Source organism: Candidatus Salinivivens marinus, from assembly GCF_965655845.1.
GTDB classification, from domain to species: Bacteria; Pseudomonadota; Alphaproteobacteria; order Rhodobacterales; family Rhodobacteraceae; genus Salinivivens; species Salinivivens marinus.
In genome coordinates this window covers 45,661-66,374 of sequence record NZ_CBFHHX010000004.1, presented here as the reverse complement: position 1 = coordinate 66,374, position 20,714 = coordinate 45,661, and the positions used below count along the sequence as shown (strand labels likewise).

20 protein-coding genes and 1 tRNA gene are annotated in these 20,714 nt (G+C 42.7%); 10 read left to right on the top strand and 11 right to left on the bottom strand.

The window, feature by feature from the left end:
• Positions 1–23 precede the first annotated feature (23 nt).
• The 5 genes from ACTF5Q_RS05060 to iolD all read right to left on the bottom strand — a co-directional run bounded on the left by ACTF5Q_RS05060 (position 24) and on the right by iolD (position 4,757).
• A complete protein-coding gene (locus ACTF5Q_RS05060; RefSeq protein WP_438953575.1) occupies positions 24–326 on the bottom strand; it encodes an urease subunit gamma in 303 nt (100 codons plus the stop codon).
• A gap of 1 nt (position 327) precedes the next feature.
• Positions 328–1,080 carry an urease accessory protein UreD gene (locus ACTF5Q_RS05055; protein WP_438953574.1) on the bottom strand — a complete coding sequence of 251 codons (753 nt, stop codon included), beginning with the start codon at positions 1,078–1,080 and terminating at the stop codon, positions 328–330.
• A 290-nt stretch (positions 1,081–1,370) separates the two neighbouring features.
• On the bottom strand, positions 1,371–2,240 hold the full coding sequence (locus ACTF5Q_RS05050; RefSeq protein WP_438953573.1) for a dimethylarginine dimethylaminohydrolase family protein: 870 nt from the start codon (positions 2,238–2,240) through the stop codon (positions 1,371–1,373).
• Positions 2,237–2,857: an isochorismatase family protein gene (locus ACTF5Q_RS05045; protein WP_438953572.1), complete on the bottom strand. Its 621-nt coding sequence runs from the start codon at positions 2,855–2,857 to the stop codon at positions 2,237–2,239. Before ACTF5Q_RS05045 ends, ACTF5Q_RS05050 begins: the two co-directional genes overlap by 4 nt.
• 40 nt (positions 2,858–2,897) lie before the next feature.
• Positions 2,898–4,757 carry a 3D-(3,5/4)-trihydroxycyclohexane-1,2-dione acylhydrolase (decyclizing) gene (iolD, locus tag ACTF5Q_RS05040; protein WP_438953571.1) on the bottom strand — a complete coding sequence of 620 codons (1,860 nt, stop codon included), beginning with the start codon at positions 4,755–4,757 and terminating at the stop codon, positions 2,898–2,900.
• A gap of 114 nt (positions 4,758–4,871) precedes the next feature.
• Between iolD and ACTF5Q_RS05035 the strand changes: the two genes are divergently transcribed.
• The 3 genes from ACTF5Q_RS05035 to ACTF5Q_RS05025 are packed head-to-tail and all read left to right on the top strand — an operon-like array spanning position 4,872 to position 7,764.
• Complete coding sequence (locus ACTF5Q_RS05035) at positions 4,872–5,681, top strand: HpcH/HpaI aldolase family protein (protein ID WP_438953570.1); 810 nt, start codon at positions 4,872–4,874, stop codon at positions 5,679–5,681.
• Positions 5,681–6,649, top strand: coding sequence for a hydroxyacid dehydrogenase (locus tag ACTF5Q_RS05030; RefSeq protein ID WP_438953569.1), 969 nt, complete (start codon positions 5,681–5,683; stop codon positions 6,647–6,649). The genes ACTF5Q_RS05035 and ACTF5Q_RS05030 overlap by 1 nt, the downstream gene beginning before the upstream one ends.
• Positions 6,646–7,764: a Gfo/Idh/MocA family protein gene (locus ACTF5Q_RS05025; protein ID WP_438953568.1), complete on the top strand. Its 1,119-nt coding sequence runs from the start codon at positions 6,646–6,648 to the stop codon at positions 7,762–7,764. Before ACTF5Q_RS05030 ends, ACTF5Q_RS05025 begins: the two co-directional genes overlap by 4 nt.
• Before the next feature lie 49 nt (positions 7,765–7,813).
• On the opposite strand, the gene ACTF5Q_RS05020 is transcribed toward ACTF5Q_RS05025, so the two are convergent.
• Positions 7,814–8,362, bottom strand: a complete 549-nt coding sequence (locus ACTF5Q_RS05020; RefSeq protein WP_438953567.1) for an NADPH-dependent FMN reductase — start codon at positions 8,360–8,362, stop codon at positions 7,814–7,816.
• A 40-nt stretch (positions 8,363–8,402) separates the two neighbouring features.
• A complete protein-coding gene (locus tag ACTF5Q_RS05015; RefSeq protein WP_438953566.1) occupies positions 8,403–9,488 on the bottom strand; it encodes an alanine racemase in 1,086 nt (361 codons plus the stop codon).
• 230 nt (positions 9,489–9,718) lie between these two features.
• On the opposite strand from ACTF5Q_RS05015, the gene lhpI reads away from it, so the two are divergent.
• Together lhpI and ACTF5Q_RS05005 are read left to right on the top strand one after the other, a co-directional pair.
• Positions 9,719–11,419, top strand: a complete 1,701-nt coding sequence (lhpI, locus tag ACTF5Q_RS05010; RefSeq protein ID WP_438953565.1) for a cis-3-hydroxy-L-proline dehydratase — start codon at positions 9,719–9,721, stop codon at positions 11,417–11,419.
• 147 nt (positions 11,420–11,566) lie between these two features.
• Complete coding sequence (locus ACTF5Q_RS05005; RefSeq protein WP_438953564.1) at positions 11,567–12,316, top strand: sulfite exporter TauE/SafE family protein; 750 nt, start codon at positions 11,567–11,569, stop codon at positions 12,314–12,316.
• Positions 12,317–12,344: 28 nt separating this feature from the next.
• On the opposite strand, the gene ACTF5Q_RS05000 is transcribed toward ACTF5Q_RS05005, so the two are convergent.
• Positions 12,345–13,382: a histone deacetylase family protein gene (locus ACTF5Q_RS05000; protein ID WP_438953563.1), complete on the bottom strand. Its 1,038-nt coding sequence runs from the start codon at positions 13,380–13,382 to the stop codon at positions 12,345–12,347.
• A gap of 218 nt (positions 13,383–13,600) precedes the next feature.
• The gene (locus tag ACTF5Q_RS04995) at positions 13,601–13,957 is read right to left on the bottom strand and encodes a cupin domain-containing protein (RefSeq protein ID WP_154033665.1); all 357 of its coding nucleotides are present in this window, start codon (positions 13,955–13,957) and stop codon (positions 13,601–13,603) included.
• A gap of 319 nt (positions 13,958–14,276) precedes the next feature.
• Here ACTF5Q_RS04995 and ACTF5Q_RS04990 point away from each other — a divergent pair, with 319 nt between their 5' ends.
• From ACTF5Q_RS04990 to ACTF5Q_RS04970, 5 genes are all read left to right on the top strand, one after another.
• A complete protein-coding gene (locus ACTF5Q_RS04990; RefSeq protein WP_438953562.1) occupies positions 14,277–15,419 on the top strand; it encodes an ABC transporter ATP-binding protein in 1,143 nt (380 codons plus the stop codon).
• Complete coding sequence (locus ACTF5Q_RS04985; RefSeq protein WP_438953561.1) at positions 15,416–16,381, top strand: carbohydrate ABC transporter permease; 966 nt, start codon at positions 15,416–15,418, stop codon at positions 16,379–16,381. The genes ACTF5Q_RS04990 and ACTF5Q_RS04985 overlap by 4 nt, the downstream gene beginning before the upstream one ends.
• Positions 16,378–17,367, top strand: coding sequence for a carbohydrate ABC transporter permease (locus ACTF5Q_RS04980; RefSeq protein ID WP_438953560.1), 990 nt, complete (start codon positions 16,378–16,380; stop codon positions 17,365–17,367). Before ACTF5Q_RS04985 ends, ACTF5Q_RS04980 begins: the two co-directional genes overlap by 4 nt.
• 92 nt (positions 17,368–17,459) lie before the next feature.
• On the top strand, positions 17,460–18,722 hold the full coding sequence (locus ACTF5Q_RS04975; RefSeq protein WP_438953559.1) for an extracellular solute-binding protein: 1,263 nt from the start codon (positions 17,460–17,462) through the stop codon (positions 18,720–18,722).
• Between the two features lie 56 nt (positions 18,723–18,778).
• Positions 18,779–19,636, top strand: coding sequence for a phosphodiesterase (locus ACTF5Q_RS04970; RefSeq protein WP_438953558.1), 858 nt, complete (start codon positions 18,779–18,781; stop codon positions 19,634–19,636).
• Between the two features lie 260 nt (positions 19,637–19,896).
• On the opposite strand, the gene ACTF5Q_RS04965 is transcribed toward ACTF5Q_RS04970, so the two are convergent.
• Both ACTF5Q_RS04965 and ACTF5Q_RS04960 read right to left on the bottom strand, forming a co-directional pair.
• Positions 19,897–20,157, bottom strand: a complete 261-nt coding sequence (locus tag ACTF5Q_RS04965) for a DUF1127 domain-containing protein (RefSeq protein WP_438953557.1) — start codon at positions 20,155–20,157, stop codon at positions 19,897–19,899.
• Between the two features lie 462 nt (positions 20,158–20,619).
• Positions 20,620–20,706, bottom strand: a tRNA-Leu gene (locus ACTF5Q_RS04960).
• Between the last annotated feature and the right edge of the window lie 8 nt (positions 20,707–20,714).

The following is a 20,714-nucleotide window of genomic DNA, read 5'->3' as shown; positions in this document are numbered from 1 at the left end:
AATTTTTATATATTCGATAAATCTTACCTAATAGGGTTGTGAACTGTTACAAGCTTGGTTCCATCCGGAAATGTAGCCTCAACTTGAATTTCAGCTATCATATCAGCAATACCATCCATACATTGATCCCGGGTAATTACGTGTGCTCCGGCTTCCATCATATCTGCAACACTTCGACCGTCTCTCGCTCCTTCAACCACTGCGTCAGTAATTATGGCAATAGCCTCCGGATGATTTAGTTTAACACCTCTTGCCAAACGTTTTCTGGCTACTTCTGCGGCCATTGCTATTAATAATTTATCTTTTTCTCTTGGAGTAAGTTTCATTTCAAATCATCCATGGTTTAGGTAATAGATTTCCACTGAGTCGCTTTAAGACGGGAATTAAAAAATGTCTCATTTCGTAACTGTTGGGAGCCAAAGCTCGCATAACAAGGGTATCTTTATGCACCAAGGAAGCACCCGCAGTCTCGGGCAACAAAGATCGCACCACTGGAAGTAACTTGCCAGCATCAGAACCGATGTAAACAACAAGAACCGTAACGTTTGCGCCATTGGCAATTGTAGCGCTGCTAAGGTGTTCAGTAATATTATTCGATAAGAAGAGCTTCTCTAAGAAATGTATAGAACCATTTTTTCTTATCTCAATATGGTCTTTTATTTTTGCAGAATTTAATCTTTCGCCACTTGCAATTCTCCCAAATACTAAGGGCTCAACCAGCAAACAGTTACTAGTTTCATGCATATCTATGATGAGCGACCGGGAAAGATTGGAATTCTCAAAAAGTATAGTTTCCTGCGGCATCCAATGAAGCTGTGCATTTTTTTCAACTGTTACTTTATTATGGACGGAAGCCGCCGTGAACTTCGGAGCCATATACGCGCGTTCTGCTGCTTGAGTTGTTAAAGTTAGACGCGCGTTTTTTTTCACAGTAGCATCTATTTTGAATTGATCACCCCCAGTCGCTCCACCTGCGGTATTGACAGTAACTGCTTGTAAAAAGCTGGTCTGATTTCTTGGAAACAATACCTTCAAAGATCCAGATTGATGTAGCTGATCAATCCGACTTTGTCCCTCCACATATTTTGCAGAAAGCTTTACAAAACCCCTTGCCCTAGGTTGAACCGCGGGCTTAGCATCTAAATATGTTTCTTTAATATTAATTCGCGTCTCCCAGCAGAATTGATGGTACAGCTAATGCCAGAAAGATTTGGCTTGTAGTAGAGATTTTAAAGGAGCCAAACAACAATATTCACATATCGCCTATTTTTTAAGCATTTTAAATAAATTTGCACTACAATCTAACAACACTTCAGTTGCACTCCGATTAAACTCTTCTCCAGACAACTAATGCATAATCATTCAACGCCCTAAATACGAGATATAGGTCTCGTGAGACACGTAGGACCTCCTTCGCATCCAATGCAGAGCGAAGGAGCTTGGAAAGTTGTCACTTTTAGCTTGGCATTTCTTAAGACTTTTTCAGTCTCAGGAAGATTATTTAGCATCACACATTCTCCGGGAGCCAAAGCCAATACGTTAGTACTTAAGGTATCGCTTAAATAAAATTCCGGTTCCGGCGCAGAAATAATATTGATATTCTTTTTAATCAAAAGTTTCCACAATCCTACAGGAAGTAATGGTTTGAAAACGAGGGCCGATTTAGTATCGACCATGCTTATAAGTGACATTAAATGTAAGCATGCATTTCTACCTTGGTAAAAAGGTAAGTCGAAAATATAGCATTTAACACCTATAGAATTTAAAATGTCTTTAACCTGTTCTGCACCATTTGTATTTGTCCTAAAACCTCTACCTATAAGCATAGTGTTTTCATCAAGCCAAAGTGTATCGCCTGCCTCTGCCGTTCCGGGAGTTTCAATCTGTCCGATAATTGGTATTCCGTTACTTCGATAGAAAGTGGCGTGCAGATTTTCTTCTCCTCGCCTTTTTTCCTTTCCGGGTGACATTAAAATTGCACCATTGGGAGTCATCAAAGAAGCATCATAGGCAAATACAGAATCAGCATTACCAAAATCATCGCCCTTGATCCAATGGATCTTTACACCAAAATTTTCGAGAGCCGAAACAAATCTGTCATATTCACTCTCAATTTTACTCGGATCAAAATGCTTGCCATAGTTCCAAGCGCTTGGTTCTGCTGTTATTATGGACTTTCCTGGACGTCTGAGTGCAACCTCTCTGAGCGGCGCAGTCATTGAAGCTACACCATAGGTCATTCGTTTCCTTGAACGCGCTCAAGTTCGAGGCAATCCTCCACACAAAGCTTCATAGCTACTTCTTTTGATATGGCAGTACAAAATTCTCCATGCAAACTTGCAATGGACATATTATGAACCAGATCAGCTTCATAATATGTGCCGTCATGGCCCAATGTGTTAATAGCAGCACAGGCATCATGAACCAGATAGGTATCAAACCCTAAATTACCAGCCATTCTAACAGTAGTTTCAATGCAATAATTCGTATAAAAACCCATAACAACAAGTCGATCTATTCCACTTCGTCTGAGTTCGAGTTCTAGTGAAGTCCCGATAAACCCACTATTTACGTCCTTGTCGACAACTATATCAGGTTCATGGATATCAAGACCTTCAATCTGCTTTCCTGTCTCTAGGCTTAGTTTTAAAGGTGAGTGCAGCTCTCGGGAATTATGCCGTGTAAAGGCTACTTGCTTTCCAAGTCGCCGCCATTCGGTCAAGAGACACCGCATATTTTCTTCTGCACTATCATTATTTCTTTTTCCAGACGGCCCGCCGTAATATTTTACGTCGTTAACACCTTCCTGAACATCGACTAACAAGAGAGCTGTAGATTTATCAAATTTTTCTATCATAAATTTTTATATCCATAGAAATTTAAGTAGTATCCTTGAGTTAAATACCCTGTCTTTGTTTCTTGCGAAACGCTTCTTGTCCCTCTCGAGCCTCTCTTATACTTTGCCGATCATTTATTTCTGGGACACCTACGTACCAGTCAGCACCACCAGGGGTCCATGAATAAGCATCCGAATTAATAGAAATTACAGTTGTTCTATCTGTCGTTTGAGCCCATTCCATGGCATTTTCCAGGTCAGAGAGGCTCTCGCAATGTTTAGCCAAAGCGCCCATTGCCTCGGCATGCTTAGCAAAATCAACATGTGGGGGGTTATCTTTATTTTTTATCCTCGCATCTTTTAGTAAATTGTTAAACCCAGGCACACCCATACCGGTTTGCAGCCTATTTATTACCGCAAATCCACCATTATCACACACAACAACAATCATCTTATGACCCGACAGAACTGATGAATAAATATCAGAATTCATCATCATGTATGATCCATCACCCACCAAGACGATTGGAACGCCATCTCCATTCATGGCCATAGCGTGCCCCCAGGCTCCAGCTATTTCATATCCCATGCATGAAAATCCAAACTCACAGTCAAATGTATTTGATGCCTTCACGCGCCAATTTTTAATTGTTTCTCCCGGCAATCCACCAGCTGCTGTTACCATAGTATCCGTTGGTTTGGCATGCTTATTTACCACTGCAATAACTTGAGCATAACTTGGGAACGAGGCATTTGTGGGCGCCTGCCCTTTATCGATCGCTTCATTCCAATCAGAATATAGTTTGCGTGCTTCATCTATACGACTGGCATCACAAACCCATCCTTCAAGTTTTGAATTAAGTTCCTCTAAACATTCTAAAGCATCACCAACAATCGGATTTGAAAAATGCTTTTTTGCATCGAAGCGAGCAGTATTGATATTTATGAATTTAGCATCATACCGAAAAGTCGTCCAAGACCCTGTAGTAAAATCCTGAAGTCGAGTTCCTACTGCAATTACTACATCTGCACTTTCTGCTAATTCTTTAGCGGCGTCAGTTCCTTCGATACCTATGGCACCAACGTAAAATGGATGATCATGAACGAATGCTCCTTTCCCAGCGATCGTTTCCGCAACTGGTATCATCCTGTCTTCAGCAAATTTCATAAGCGCCTCTACAGCACCTGAATACCGTACACCACCACCGGAAATAATAAGTGGTTTCTTTGCCGCTTTTAAAATCTTTACAGCTTCATCAACTTGCTGAATATCAGGTCTGCTTCGTGGTATTCTCCAAGTTGTTTCAGTGAAAAATTCGACTGGATAATCATAAGCTATTTCCTGTACGTCCTGTGGTAATCCAATAAAAGCAGGTCCACAATCTGCTGGATCCATCATCGTAGCCACTGCCTGTGGCAATGAAGAAAGTATTTGAGCTGGATGGGTAATCCGATCCCAATAACGCGAAACTGCTCGAAAGCTATCATTCACCGTCGTCGAAGGTTCACCAAAATGCTCTACTTGTTGTAAAACGGGATCTGGTAAACGGTTATTATAAGTATCCCCAGATAAAAGCAACACAGGCAATCTATTCGAGTGTGCCACTCCTGCGGCAGTCACCATGTTAGTTGCACCTGGCCCAACCGAAGTAGTCGCAATCATAATTTGACGGCGCAGTTTGGCCTTGGCATATCCAATTGCCGCTAAGGCCATGGATTGCTCATTCTGGCCACGCCATGTAGGCAACCGGTCTTGAACTTGTTCGAGGGCTTCCGATAGGCAAGTAACATTACCATGACCAAAAATACCGAATACTCCAGCAAATAATTGATGACGTTCACCGTCTATTATTGTGTATTGATTTATTAAATATCGTACAATTGCTTGACCAACTGTCAGCTTTACTGTTTTCCCAGTCATCTCACCCTCTAGAATTTAATTAATTAGCGTGCCAAGCTATGCATATTGACAAATTATTACTATTGCAATTGAAACATTAGGCGGCAATTTTGGCAGAAATCTGAGGGGTCACAGATGCAAAAAAATAAATTAAAAGCTTTATGGTCGAGCGGCCAACCAATTCTCAACGGATGGTGTTCGATTGGAAATTCCTTCACTGCCGAGATAATGGCCTCGCAGGGGTATGATAGTGTAACAGTAGATATACAACATGGTGCATTAGATTATTCCGATGTTTTACCGATGTTCCAGGCGATGCAATCTTCAGGTGCAACGCTTATGGCACGTGTGCCTTGGCGCGATCCAGGTTATATAATGAAAGCGTTAGATGTTGGTGCAATGGGTATTATCTGCCCAATGATAAATAATTCTGAAGAAGCAGCAGAATTCATATCCTTCATGCGGTATCCACCGCTAGGTCAACGCAGTTTTGGTCCAACTAGGGTTGCTGTTTCAGTTCCTGACTATGGGGTTGAGGCTAATGATGAAGTTTTGGCCTTTGCAATGATTGAAACAGCTGATGGTGTACAGAATTTGGAGGCCATCGCGGCCACAGCCGGTTTAGACGGGATATATGTTGGACCGGCTGATCTTACTCTCGGAACACAGTTAGGCCGTTTGGCTCCGGGGCTGGATCGAACCGAAGACGAAATGGTTACTCTAATTCAAAAGGTAGCCAGTGTTTGTAAAGAATACGGTCTAATTGCCGGCATTCACTGCGGAACTGCTGAATATGCATCAAAAGCTATTGGATGGGGCTATAACTTAACCACTATTGGTGGAGATACCAGGCTGCTCGCAAGTGCAGCCGCTGCTTCAGTTTCTTCTTGGCGGAAACTTACTGGGCGTAAAGAAAAAGTTCAAGTTACCGGTGGAGTTTACTGATGTCCAAATTGCTTATTGCTGGTAAGTTGCATCCAGCAGGGGTGAGCCGAACTTTGGAGTTAGAACAAGAGGGATATTCAATAACCTACATAGAGGATATTACAGAAGAATCTTATGCTAGTTTAATTTCAGACATTGATGCACTTATAATACGAACCCAACCACTTTCATCAAAAACTTTAGATAATGCATCCAAGCTAAAAGTCGTATCGCGTCATGGGGTTGGATATGACGCCATCGATTTAAACGCACTTAATTCTCGTAAGATTGCCCTAACAATTGTTGGTGACGTGAATTCCGTTTCAGTAGCAGAGCATGCAATGATGCAGCTCCTTGCTTGTGCAAAACATGTCATCCGAGGGGATCGCTCAGTTCGTGATCCATCTAAATGGAACTGGCGAAATCAACTTGAACAACGGGAAATTTCAGGAAGTAACCTTTTGATAATTGGATTTGGTCGTGCTGGTCAGAAGTTGGCACAAATGGCTAAGGCTTTTAATATGAGTGTTAGAGCTTTTGATCCTTACATATCTCCAGAGCTATGGCCAGATAACGATGTGCTCAAAGTCATGGATTTAAAGCAAGGATTAGCCTGGGCAGATTGCTTATCGCTCCATGTACCCAAAAGTGAAAAACCACTTATAAACACTACTGAATTTGCTCAAATGAAACCTGGAATGATAATCGCAAATACATCAAGAGGAGGTGTTATTTGCGAAAAAGCCCTCTTAAAGGCGCTTAATTCAAGAAAGGTTCACGCTGTAGGTCTTGATGTTTTTGAGCAGGAACCACCCTCTTCTGAAGAAGCGCTTTGTAATAGAGATGACACTCTTTTGTCCCCGCATATTGCTGGACTTACAGATAAGGCTAGTGAACGCATGGCTTTAGCATGCATTGAAAATGCAATTAATTATCTCAATGGGACAATAAACCCAAATTTAATTGTTAATAAAGAAGCTTTGCTATGATAAGAAAACCTACCCTTTCTATCGGCCTTATAGGCTCAGGCTTTATGGGAAAAGCACATGTTTTTGGCTTCGCTACAGCGCAAAAAGTTTTTGATATCCCAGCAAAAGTAAATCTTCACACTTTAGCAGACATAGATCAACAGACAGCAAAATCCGCAGCAGATGAGTTTGGCTTCAAAAATTCAACAGATAACTGGCGTGATTTAGTGAACAACCCAGAAATTGATATAATCGACATTACGGCACCTAACGCACTTCACAAAGAGATGGCTCTTGAGGCGATCTCCGCCAGCAAACATGTCTATTGTGAGAAACCATTAGCGCCCCTGTTTTCTGACGCTTTAGAAATGACAAATGCCGCTGAAAAAATGGGGGTAAAAACACAAGTTGGTTTTAACTACTTATGTAACCCAATGATAACTCTGGCGAAAGAAATGATTGCCAGCGGAGAACTAGGTGAAATTCGATCATATCGCGGAATTCACGCTGAAGATTATATGTCGAATGCTAGTGACCCGTTTACATTTCGCCACGATCAAGCGGGCGGCGGAGCGCTCGCTGATTTAGGCAGTCACGCATTAGCTACAGCAGAATTTCTTTTAGGAGAGATTAAAGAAGTAATGGGAGATTGCATTAATCTAATTTCTGAACGTCCAGAAATTGGAGGTGGAAATAAAGCAGTTCAAGTAGACGATATAGGAAGGGCTTTTGTACGCTTTTCCAATGGAGCCTCGGGTTATGTAGAGGGAAATTGGGTGGCAACTGGCCGCAAGATGCAACATGATTTCGAAGTTCATGGATCAAAAGGCGCTCTTTTTTTTACTCAAGAGCGATTAAATGAACTGCACTTTTATTCTACAAAAGATGCTGGAGGGCGGCGCGGGTTTAGAAAGATCGAGGCTGCTCCTGATCATTATCCATACGGTAATTTTTGTGTAGCACCAGGACACCAAATTGGCTTTAATGATCTGAAAGCAATAGAAATTGCTGGATACTTAAATGCAATCATGGGTAATGGTCCTGAGCCATTTTCTTTCAGGCAGGGAATGCGCATCCAGCACCTTATTGAGAAAATACAAAAATCATCAACCACTAGAAGGTGGCTATCAGTTTAACAAAAGAGCTGAATTTTATTTACTAATTTTCTAAGTTTAGATATCGATCTTAAAACACTGTTTTACTAATGCGAATTTCTCTTCTTAGTTTTTCCATCAGCAACTTAAGCGTATTGGTGTAACGCTCAGAAACGAGGCTTCCGTTTGCGTCAAATTGATCCTTTGCGTTAGCTACACAAACATTGGGTGCCGTGACTAGTCTCGGACCAAATGGCGTTAACCAAGCTCGAGTCATGAATTGTGCTGTTTCGTCTCCAGAACGACCAGCGGCCGCGCTTACTAATGCGACTGGTTTATCTTTCCATATACTTCCAGGAGTACGGCTCAACCAATCTAGTGCATTTTTTAGGACTCCTGAAATACCTTTGTTATATTCCGGACTTGCTATAATTATTGCATCTGCTTTTTCAATTACTTCCGCTACCTCTTTTACTTTTACCGGGATACCAGTCGTCTCCATATCTTCATCAAATAATGGTAGTGAAATGTCTACTTCCTCATATTCATCCGGCCGATAAAGCCTAATAGCCTCATTTAACAATTTTCTATTCAGTGATGCATGGCGTAAAGATCCACAAAGCCCAACCAAATTTGTCATAAAGAAATCCAATTTATCAACAAGGACGCTCCGACAGCCGCTACACGAGCAACCCACGAGCTTCAACCTTTATAGCATCTATTATTTTTTTATCACGAACCAAAACCAAGTCATTAAACATATTTACAACAACGCATACATGATTTGGTATTACTCGTACAATTTCTCCTACTTCAGGCTGAACAGCACAATCTTCAAGATTTAGAAAACCATGCTCTTCAGCTAATTTGCCAATAATTGCATCAGGGTATTCTAGAATTGAACCAAAACCATTTAACCCACCCAAATCTGATGTTAATGTTTTTGAACCAGCATCCAATATACCTCGGTCTTTACCAGCACGACTAACTACACTGGTATAAATGCAAAGGGCACAGTCATGGATAGTAGAAAACCCATCTTTTATCATCATCAAATCATTAAAAACACATGTTCCGGCCCTGTGCTCTGTAGACCCACTGAGCTTTCCTACATTTTGAAGATTTGGAGTGCCTCCAGTGGATATTATTTCGGGGACCAAATTTACTTCACTTAATAACTTTACCAGTTTCGAATTGAAAACCTCCGCTTCACTCCAGTTATCCTTTGTTGGATAATAAAGAAGTCCCTTAAAGTTAAGATAGCTGTCATCATCAATTAACTTGGCAAAACGGCACGCTTCTTCCGGATTTTCAACTCCCGCTCGTTTTTGACCTGTGTCACATTCAACTAAAACATCCAAAACACGCCCTGCATCCTTAGCAGCAGTCGAATACGCATTAATTGAATATGCGCTATCAGCGCATACTTTAAGCGAAATACGCCTCTGCAAAGCTGCTAATGCACCTGAAGCCGCTGCACCCAATACGTTAGTTGCTATCAAAATATCCTTGATACCCGCGGCTGCCATAACTTCTGCTTCACCTACTTTCTGGCAGGTGACGCCAGATGCACCTGCATCAACTTGCATTCGCGCGATCTCACAAGACTTATGCGTTTTGATATGTGGTCTATTTAAAACCCCTGCTTTATCACAAATTTTCTGAACGCGAATGATATTCTCTTCAAGAATATTTAGATCCACAACCGCACAAGGTGTACCAAATTGATTTATTATATCTTTCTTTAGTGCCAGTAAATCACTCATTAAATGACCCCTAATGAATTAGAAAGTTTCATGATTTCTTTTGATCATATCTAACTAATCTGATCTTTCATAGAGAGCACTTTGGGGATCTTACAGGGCGTTATTAATTATGGGGTCTACTTTTCATTTTCCTGGCAATATAAGAAAAGATCACTCATATCTATTGGTCAAAAGATACAGGTTAATATATTTGTTATCGTGATAACTAGAAGTTTTTAGAATTGCATGTCATGTCAAATAATTTTCGTAGTAATGCCGAAATAATTGTAAAGGCCAACGTAAGCGGTGAAATATTTGAGTGCAAAGAAGGATTGAGCTTTTGGGGTGGCGTTGATCCTAGCACTGGATGCATTGTCGACGTACACCATATTAATCACGGAAACAGTCTAGTTGGAAAGCTAGTATTAATGCCAACTTCAAGAGGCTCGTGCAGCGGAAGCGGTGTCCTTTTGCAGTTGGTGCAAAACGGACTTGCTCCTAAGGCCCTAATTTTTCACGAAGAAGAAGAAATTTTGACTTTGGGTGCTATCGTTTCTGATCAATTATTTAATAAAAAAGTAGCAATCCTACGGGTATCTAAAGATATATATTCTGATCTAGCTATGGCAGATAAAGCAGAGATTTTTGAAAATACTCTAGTTTGTGGATCAAAAACCATAAAGCTATGGGGATTGGACACAGAGACACTTAATTTAAAGTCAACTGACCGACGTATGCTTAACGGTGATCAGGGTGCTGCTAACAAAATAGCAATGGAAGCAATATGTAAAATGGCAGCAGTACAAAGCGCTAATGAACTTATCGACGTTACAAAGGGACATATTGATGGTTGTATTCTTGCACACGACGCAAATTTAATTTTTGCAGAAAAAATGTACAAGCTGGGAGCAAACGTAAGTATTCCCACAACAATAAACGCAATCTCAGTCAATCGTAATAATTGGGAAAACCAAGGAGTAGAACCAGATTTTGGAAATAAGGCTAGCCGTCTTGCCGACGCCTATGAAAAGATGGGCGCGCATCCTACATACACCTGTGCTCCCTATTTGTTGGAAGACAAGCCCCAACGGGATGAAGTAATTGGGTGGTCTGAGTCAAATGCCGTAATATATGCAAACTCAATTTTAGGTGCAAAAACACAAAAGCATCCTGATTATCTTGATTTATTCATTGCAATGACCGGCCGAGCACCAAAAGCTGGAGTGTATCTTACTGAAAATAGAATACCCAAAATTGAAATTTCTGTTCATCTACCCACCGATTTTGACGACTCAATTTGGCCCATGCTTGGGTGGTTGATTGGAGATTTATCTCCTAACAAAATTCCACTGGTAACTGGGCTTGAGATGACTTCTCCATCAGATGACGATTTAAAAGCGCTTTGCGCAGCATTTGGTACGACATCTGCCGCTCCAATGCTTCATATCAATGGGCATACACCCGGAAAAGTATATTCTATTCCTTCAAATTTGAAAAATTTCAATATCACCAAACAGCATTTGGCAAAACTTTGGAACAAATTTAATTATGCTGATTTAAGGGTTGATTTAGTAGCGATAGGTAGCCCTCACGCTTCTCTTAAAGAGTGCGAAAGTTTTGTTAAGTTTTTCGATGGGAAAAACTGTAATCCAACCGTTAAAACAATAATTACAATTGGACGCGATATACTATCCAAGGCCAAAAATGAGGGTTTAGTTGAAAAATTAAATAGTTCTGGTGTTCAGATAATTTCAGATATCTGTTGGTGTTCAATTACTGAGCCAATTTTTCCCCCTGAAGCATCAGTGATTATGACTAATTCTGGTAAATATGCTCACTACGCGCACGGTTTAACTGGGAGGAAAACACGCTTTGGAAGTTTGAAGGACTGCGCACTAGCTGCTCAAAGTGGCTGGGCAAAGTCTGAGGTGCCAGAATGGTTGTCAAATTAAAATAAATACTTAGGTCATTTAAGTTTGCCTATCCAACCCATTCTTTGGAAGAAAACATCTATCAAATCAAAATGTATACTTCCTAAAAATATTGATCCATATTTGATCACAATTTCAAAATACTTTTAATGAACAGTGAGACTAAATTTGCTTGAAGACTATAGCCTTTTACAAGTGATAATAATCCTTGGGACATATTTTTTTGCATCCTCAGTTAAGGGTGTAACTGGCCTAGGTTTCTCTACGGTATGTTTACCGTTTATGGTGCTTACCGTTGGCCTCAAAGCGGCTCTCCCACTACTAATTATTCCATCATTGGCATCAAATTTGATCGTTATGCGACAGGCAGGTCATTTTCGGACCACTTTTAACAGATTTTGGCTTATGCTACTTTCCACCGTAATAGGGATTTTTTTGGGTTTGGCTCTACTTTCGAAAGTAGACGGCACGTTCGCTGGTGCAATTTTAGGTTTGGTTTTGATATTTTGGTGTATCTTCTCTTATATCACACCTAAATTTAAATTACCTGCACCAAAAGAACGACCCGCTGGTATTATAAGTGGCCTAGCAACAGGTATAATTAATGGTTTGACTGGATCACAAGTTGTACCCTGCGTCCCTTATTTAATGGCGCTTAATCTTGATAGAAGTGTATTTATTCAAGCAACCAATATATCATTTACATTATCAAGCCTGATTATGGCTATTGGTCTAACTCGCCTAGAACTCTTCACATTGGACGCAATAAAACTCTCTTTAGCTGGAGTAGTTCTGGTATATTTTGGCCTAAAGTTAGGGTCAAAAATAAGACCATTCTTATCCCCAGATAATTTTAGGCTGGCGGTATTAGTTGTTTTATTTATCACTGCTTTGGGACTTTTATTAAAAGCGTTTTAAAGTTTAATAGTACTATTTAATCATAACCCTATGTTTCTTTTTCTTTGAACCCCGTTAAAACATTAACAGTATTAATTCCGATTTCCTCCACGGCATATCCCCCTTCCATCACAAATAATGTAGGCAAGTTCAACGAAGCAATAGATGCGCCCATTTTAATGAAATCAGAACTGGTGAGTTTGAAAAAACTGATAGGATCCCTTTCAAATGTATCTACACCGAGCGATATAATGACTGCATCAGCACCAAATTTTTCTATCTGATCCAGCGCAGACCCCAAAGAATTATTCCATTCAGCAAAGGAGGTTCCAGCCGCCATTGGATAATTAAAATTGAAACCCTCGCCCTCACCATTGCCGATTTCGTCTGCGTGCCCAAGAAAATGGGGAAATGCATGCATAGGATCTCCATGAAGAGACAGAAACAAAACATCTGACCTGTCATAAAAAATAGCCTGTGTTCCATTGCCATGATGAAAGTCTACATCAAGCACTGCGACTTTTCCCAAGCCTCTGTCCCGCAAGTGCTGAGCTGCCACAGCAGCATTATTAATAAAACAATAACCACCAAATTGATCATGTGAAGCATGATGGCCTGGAGGACGGCAAAGAGAAAAGACCGAACGATCACCAGCCAAAATATACTCCGCACCACTGAGTGCAACATCAAGTGACGCCCAAGCAGCTTCCGCTGTCCCATTGCTAATGGAAGTTTCAGCAGCCAAGCAGTAATATCCCATTTTACCCTCAATAAAATCTGGGACATGAGACGAAGGCATGGAGCGTGACTGCCAAACGGTCGCAATTGCTTCACCTTTAAAGCCTTCCGCTTTCCAGTCGTCCCAAGCAGATTTTAAAAACGATAGATAGCCTGCATCATGGATCTTTGAGAGCGCTTTTGATTGAACTTCATGGGGGGACACCACTTCACCGAAGTCTGTTTCCCTTAGACGGTTGAGAATGTAATCCATCCTTTCTGGACATTCAAAAGGCCTTACTAACTCACCACCATAGAGCTCGGTCGCAGCGTTTCTCTTCCTATGAGTATCGGTATATACTATTTTCATCTTTTGCTTTCTCCACCGCTTTTCTCATGTTGAGTTGTTACATCTATATCGGCATGTCTGTAGGCCGTTCCACATGTATACGGACATTTTTGACACAAAGGATTTTCATTTTTGTACGTTGACACAACTTCAGGTCAGTCATACCGATAATTCACTCAGGCTGTTTATTCCCTCAGACTGGAGGCTCTTTCTATATGTAATTAGAAAGGTGAATCACATCAGCCGTGTTCACCCCAGAGGCCATGAAACTCATAGGCTACAGCAGGTGTGTCTCCATTTACCCATGCGTCATGACCAGGTTCAATTGAATAGGCACTCCCCGAATTGTATGTAATTTCTGTGCCATCATCGTGCCTGCAAGTTATTGAGCCTTCAACGATTACGCCGAGATGCTTAGCTTGACAACTATCTGTTCCAACAGAAGGCTTTATATCTTTCGACCATTTCCAGCCAGGTTGCGCAGTTAGTTTCATTACTCTCTGGCCGCCAACATTCACCATCTCGACTCTAGCATTGCTTGGTGTCATCACTTCATCTGCTTGGGTGGAAAAGTCTTTTGTTTCTACAGATGCCATCTTTATACTCCCTTATTATAATATTTGTTATGCCGCTTATCTAGTGTATCGTTACATGAACAAATTTTTATGTCATTAAAATTCTGCAACAAGTCATTGCCGAACTTGCTAGCCTCTTCTCACGCAGTTTTAAAACAAAAGAATTCCTTTCTGACGTATTTTGAGTTCCCTTTTTTTAGAAAAAAAAACTATACCTCAATAAGTTCATAAAATTTAATTTTTAATTCATAAATTTGTAATCAAAATTTTGTTTGCCTGTCACAAATTTGTAATCAAAGTCTTGTCAATTGAACGCCTTCAAGTTTTAAGGAAGTTGTTTTTGTCTACCATTCAGTTAAAAAATATCTCAAAAAGCTACGCCACAAACTTGGTACTTAACAACGTGTCACTCACCGTCGAGGACCGAGAGTTTCTTACGTTAGTTGGTCCATCTGGATGTGGTAAATCCACTTTGTTAAGAGTCATCGCCGGACTTGAAACGCCTGAGTCAGGAAGCGTGGCAATTGATGAACGGTTGGTCACAAAAACTGCTCCAGCGCATCGCAATTTGGCTATGGTGTTTCAGTCATATGCTCTATATCCCCACCTGTCTGTGCGGGAAAATATGAAAACACCTCTGAAACTGCGTGACTTATCGATCATTCAGAGACTTCCTTTAATAGGGCCATTGATTGCGCCAGGCAAGTATCAATCGCTTAATAACCAAGTTGAAGAAACTGCTGCCACACTCCGGATCAATGAGTATCTAGAGCGTCGTCCTGGGCAACTTTCTGGTGGCCAAAGGCAGCGCGCTGCCCTTGGCCGAGCAATGGTACGCACGCCGCTCGCATTTCTTATGGACGAGCCGTTGTCTAATCTCGATGCGGCACTTCGCGTCCATATGAGGGCCGAGTTAAGCGAGTTACACAGAAATCTTGAGACAACATTTGTCTATGTAACGCACGATCAGTCCGAGGCTCTTACGATGTCTGACCGCGTTGCGGTCATGATGGATGGAACGATTGTTCAAATTGGCACACCTGAGGAAATTTACAACCAACCAGAATTTTTATCGGTAGCCGAATTTCTTGGATCGCCAAAAATAAACAGGCTTGAACTCACCGACGAAGTCATAGCGAAACTCAAAATGCCGTCAAAGGCACAATTGTTAAAGGCCGACATTGACCTACAGTTAATCAAGCATGTTTGCTTCCGTCCCGAGCATGTGACACTTAGTAACGCAAATAATAAGCCGGAAGCCGTTGTTAGGCATGTCGAGAACCTTGGCTCGGAATTTTTTGTTCATGCAGAGCTTGCAGTTGCTGGCTGCAGAATCATCCTCAAGCTCGACGCACCAACAGGTAGTGCCATCAATATTGGCGAGGTGCTTAGGCTGTCGATCAACCCCAACTCAATGCTCTTTTTCGATGAGAGTGGTAACAGAATTCGTGGTAGGGAACACTTGGAAGATGCCGTAGCATGAGTACTGGATCAAGATCTGCGTATTGGTTTGTTGCGCCAGCCATCATCTTGATGGGATTGATTTTCTTTATCCCCGTTCTGATGGCGCTCGGTCTCGGGTTCACGAATTACTCTCTTGGAAATTCTGGCTTTGACTTCGTCGCTTTCGAAAATTTTGAAAAAATTTTCACACGCCGCAGTTACGAAAAGATGTGGGGAGCTACGCTGACCTATGTTCTTGTAGTGGTGCCACTGAGCGTTTTGCTGGGATTAGCCGCCGCGCTCGCCATCAACTCTGTTACGCGCTTCCGTGACGTGTACAAGACGATTTATTTCCTCCCAGTTATGGCAACTCTTATGGCCATGGCTATCGTGTGGCAGATAATGCTTCACCCTACTGCCGGCGTAATCAACCGGACGCTTGCATCTGGATGTGATGTCGAGTTTGCCTACGGGGTTCTGAGCGGCGCCTATTTTGGGTTTGATCCTTTGACTAGTTGGTATGGCAACGCATGTGCGGATGTGATGCCAAACTGGCTAGGAGACAAAAAGTACGCAATTTGGGTGATTTGCTTTATTGGTGTTTGGCAAAATTTTGGTTTTAACATGGTGTTATATCTTGCTGGTCTAACGAGCGTTTCGCGCGAGCTATACATGGCTGCCCAAATGGACGGTGCTGGCTCTGCGTGGGATAGATTCCGCTTGGTGACCTGGCCAGCCCTGGGCCCAACAACCGTTTTTGTTGTTACCATCAGCACTATTCGCGGGTTCCAAGTCTTCGATATCGTTGAAGCCTTCTACGGCTTTGGTTCAGCTGGCCCTGGCAAGTCCGCCTACGTGATGATGTTTGCAATCTTCGAAAAAGGTATTAAGCAGAATCTTATCGGGATAGGGTCCGCCATCACCATTATATTCCTGATTTTTGTGATGTTTATCACCTTGGTTCAACGCTACCTGGTTGAGCGGAGGGTGCATTATTCATGAGCTATGACATCGGCAACTCACTAAAGCACACGGCGCTAATCCTTGGCGCACTGGTCGTAATTCTGCCATTTTACTTCATGCTGAGTTACTCGCTGCAATCGCAGCGTGAAATTGAGACGGGGCTAAGCCCAGGCGGTGTGAATGCCGGCTTCTTTGGATCTCAATCCCTGGTTCTGGACAAGGATTGCCTACAGGCAAACACGCCGGAACGCAAAGAGATTGAAGTCGCAAAAACAAGTTACCCCGGCAAGACAGAGCGCGAAATTTACAATATCCTTTTAAAGGAAGTCGAGACAAGTTGTTCAAGCCGACCGGCCTTAATGAACTATTCAATGGCGTTCACTAAAGCGCCTCTGCTTCGCTATCTTCTTAATGGCGTCATAGTGACTCTGTCGATTTTCCTAATCCAAGTGGTAGTGGCGCTCCCAGCGGCCTACGCCCTCGCCAAGCTTCGTTTTTTGGGCCGAGATTTCATCTTTTCGATCGTGCTATTGTGCTTGTTAGTGCCTGTTCACGCCATTGCCCTTCCACTATACGTAATACTTGCGAAGTTAGGTTTGACCAATACCTATGCCGCTCTGATAATTCCGTGGACCATATCAGTCTTCGGGATTTTTTTGATGCGACAATTCTTTTTGACCGTGCCTGACGACCTTATCGATGCTGCAAGAATGGATGGTATGAGCGAGTTTTCGATCATTTGGCGAGTGATGCTGCCGACAGCCGTTCCGGCACTTTTGGCTTTCGGAATATTCTCAGTTGTGGCGCACTGGAATGACTACTTCTGGCCCCGCGTCGTTATAACCGGTGATCCAAATCTGTTTACCCCTCCATTAGGCATGCGCGTGTTCAAGCAGGATACGGAAGGCGACCTTCACGGACCAATGATGGCGGTAGCTGTCATTGTGGTTGCTCCACTGATGATTGCTTTTCTGATGGCACAGAAACGTTTCATCGAGGGTATAACATTCACTGGAATGAAATAGAGTTTGAATTCAAGGGCAATTCCGTCCTTGTGGCCGGGGTTCGCTGCAATTGCGAGTTACAGAGAACCCCTTTTTTAAGAGAAGGAAAAAACATGAAAAAACTATTCGCTACTTCCCTCCTCGCTTTTGCTGTTAGCATGGGCGTCAACGCCGTACAAGCAAAGGTGACAGTTGAATTTGCCTACCCCTACGCAGGCCTTTTCGACGTAACTTATGAAAAGATCCTGCCAAAGTTCTATGAGCAGCACCCTGACATCGAGATTAAGATCCGTGCGCCTTATGAGAATTACGAGGACGGCACTAACTCGATCCTTCGCGAGTCGGTTGCCAACAAGCTTCCCGACGTCACCATGCAGGGATTGAACCGCCAGGCAATACTAGTTGAGAAAGGCATCGCCAAGTCACTAGAACCCTACATCGCCACAGAAGCCGACTTCTCGAAGGACGGCTATCATTCTGCAATGCTAGCGCTTTCAACTTTCAGTGAGAACGTTTACGGCCTGCCGTTTTCGATCTCACTTCCAGTGGGCTATTACAACATGGACGTTATGGCAAAGGCCGGTATAAATTCGACTGCCGATCTACCAAAATCTTGGGATGAGGTCATCGGCGCATGCGAAAAGCTGATCGCCGCCGGCGTCAAACAACCCATGTTCTGGGGATGGAACATCACTGGCAACTGGTTCTTGCAAGCACTGATGTGGAGCCAAGGGCAGGCGCTGATGGAGAATGGTGAGTTCATGATTGACACACCAGAGGGCCTAAAAGCACTTGAAACGATGAAGGCTCTTTTCGAAGGATGTAAGATGCCAAACCTCGGCACTGGAGATGCTCAAGCGTTTTTCAATTCCGGGAATTCTGGCATGTTCTTTTGGTCAACCTCATCCGTTGCAGCCGTCGAACGTGGCAAGACCGACTTCGATTTCAAGACCAACGAGTACCCGGGTCTTTTGGCGTCCGGTCCGAAAGGTCTTCCGGCGGGTGGTAACGCCGCAATGCTAGTCAGCCAGTCTAACGATCCGGCAGTTCTAGACGCATCTTGGAAGTGGCTTAAATTCATCACATCAGGTGAAGGTGCTGCCGACGTGGCCCGGACTACCGGCTACATGCCGCCGAATCAGGCTGCCAACGAAATCATCCTCAAGGATTTCTATGCCGAGAACCCAAATAAGGCGACAGCTGTGCGACAGCTGCCGCTGCTGAGCGATTGGCAGGCATATCCTGGTGACAATGGCCTGGCCATCACTCAGGTCATCTATGATGCTATCGAAGGTATTGTAACTGACGAATACAATGATATGGCAGAGCTTCAAGAGATGCTTAAGGAAGAAGTCTCTGACCTGCTTCCTCGCTAACAAGCTACGTAAACAGAGAGCCATATGGCTCTCTGTTTATCTTTTTGGAGATATCAATGAAATTCATTCACCTGACAGATACCCATGTCGTTGGAAACGGCTTAGAGATTTACGGTGCCAAACCAGTACGACGCCTCGCTCTGGCAGTTGACAGCATCAACAGAGATCATGTTGACGCTGAAATTGTCATCATTACCGGTGATTTAACCCATTGGGGGGAGGGTGATGCGTATACCTCGTTTCTATCTGAGGTCAAAAGACTGAAGATGCCATTTGCTCTGATGGTTGGAAACCATGATGATAGGGCAGCTTTGAGTGAAGCGATACCTAGCCTGCCTCGCGATGAAAACGGTTTTGTTCAGCAAGTCATCAACACAAGTGTTGGGCCATTCATTCTGACTGATACCAAAGTAACAACTGGTCACCAGGGGGCTTATTGTACAGATAGGCTGGCCTGGCTAGATCGACAGTTTGAATCTATTGAAGATCCAGCGCTCCTTTTCATGCATCACCCGCCCTTTGACGTGGGTATAGCAAGCATGGATAAGATCAAAATGCAGGATGGCGATGCGCTTCTCTCCGTTTTGGATAGACACCGAAAAAAGGTGCGACAGATATTCTTTGGGCATTTACACCGCATGGTGGCAGGCAACTGGCACGGATTTCCAATTAGCATCATGCGAGGTTTAAATCATCAGGTTCGTCTCGATTTGACATCTGACGCTACGATAATTAGGGGTGATCTTGCGCAACCTGCCTACGGAGTTGTCCTTGTCGACGATGACTCGGTCATTTCGCATATGCATGCCTATCTCGAATGCACCCCGCAATTTGACCTTCATAACCTTGTTGTGGGTGATGATCGTGAATTCGCGCTGAGTATGCGCCACGAGGATTGGGAGGATTTTGGCTAATTAACCTATTCTGCCAATTCTTACGTCATTAGTGAGGCTGAAGCACAGGCTTTTGACCTTGTAAGCCTCCCCTCGTGGATGTGGATGACCGCCCCAATGACGAGCTTTGCAGATTTGGTAATATTCAAAGGTAAAACGTAAAGATTTTTATTTGTAGTCTGTTCGAAGTGTGAGTGTAGGTAAGTAACATAGTATCCACTTATCTAACAGGGTGCTTCCGAGGCAGGGCTGCTAGGGGCTATGGGTAGAGATGGGGCTGATTAAACGGCCCCAACTAAGTTTGGATTTACATTTGCTGTTACTGGTTTTGTACCAAATTTATTGTGGTAATTGTTTGCCAGTTTTTTCGCTGCTGCTTCTCTGTCTAATTCTTTACGAACTGACTCAACAACATTTTTTGCAAAAAAGCCTCTAGACTGCCCAATGTCGTCTAGTATTCTATCAGACATTGTTGCCAAAGTTCTAATTGCTGCACTTGCAGCTTGAGCGAGTATTATTGCCCTATATATTTTTCTAAGCATAACATTTTTCCTTTCTTTGTTATGCCTATAATATAGGATGTACGGCCTAAATTTTCATCATACACTAGGTCGAAGCCGCTATGCAAAAACTCAGAACTTTTTTCACTTTAACCCTTGAAATATTTCTGCACCGCAGCATTTTTCTTATATAACGATACTGTTTGCCTCCCTGTTAGCTGTATCCATTCAAAACGCCAACGAAATTCTCCCCGGCTCGTTGGCGTTTTTTATTTAATAAAGGTGACGCTGATGCGGCGTGGGTGCTTGGCAGGCTATATGAAGTTTGAAGCCATTCATGAATGACAGAAATACTCGACCGGTTCACCGAAATCATCACCGAACTCGCTCATCTCTTCCCACGTAGTTTTGACACAAAAGAGTTCCTTTTTGACGTATTTTGAGTTCCGTTTTTAAATAAATAAGAAACTAAAGTTATATTTTAAAGGGAAATTGTAAGATATCTGGTACCCACGGCCAGACTCGAACTGGCACGGCCTATTAAGCCCAGAGATTTTAAGTCTCTTGTGTCTACCATTCCACCACGTGGGCATCCAGAT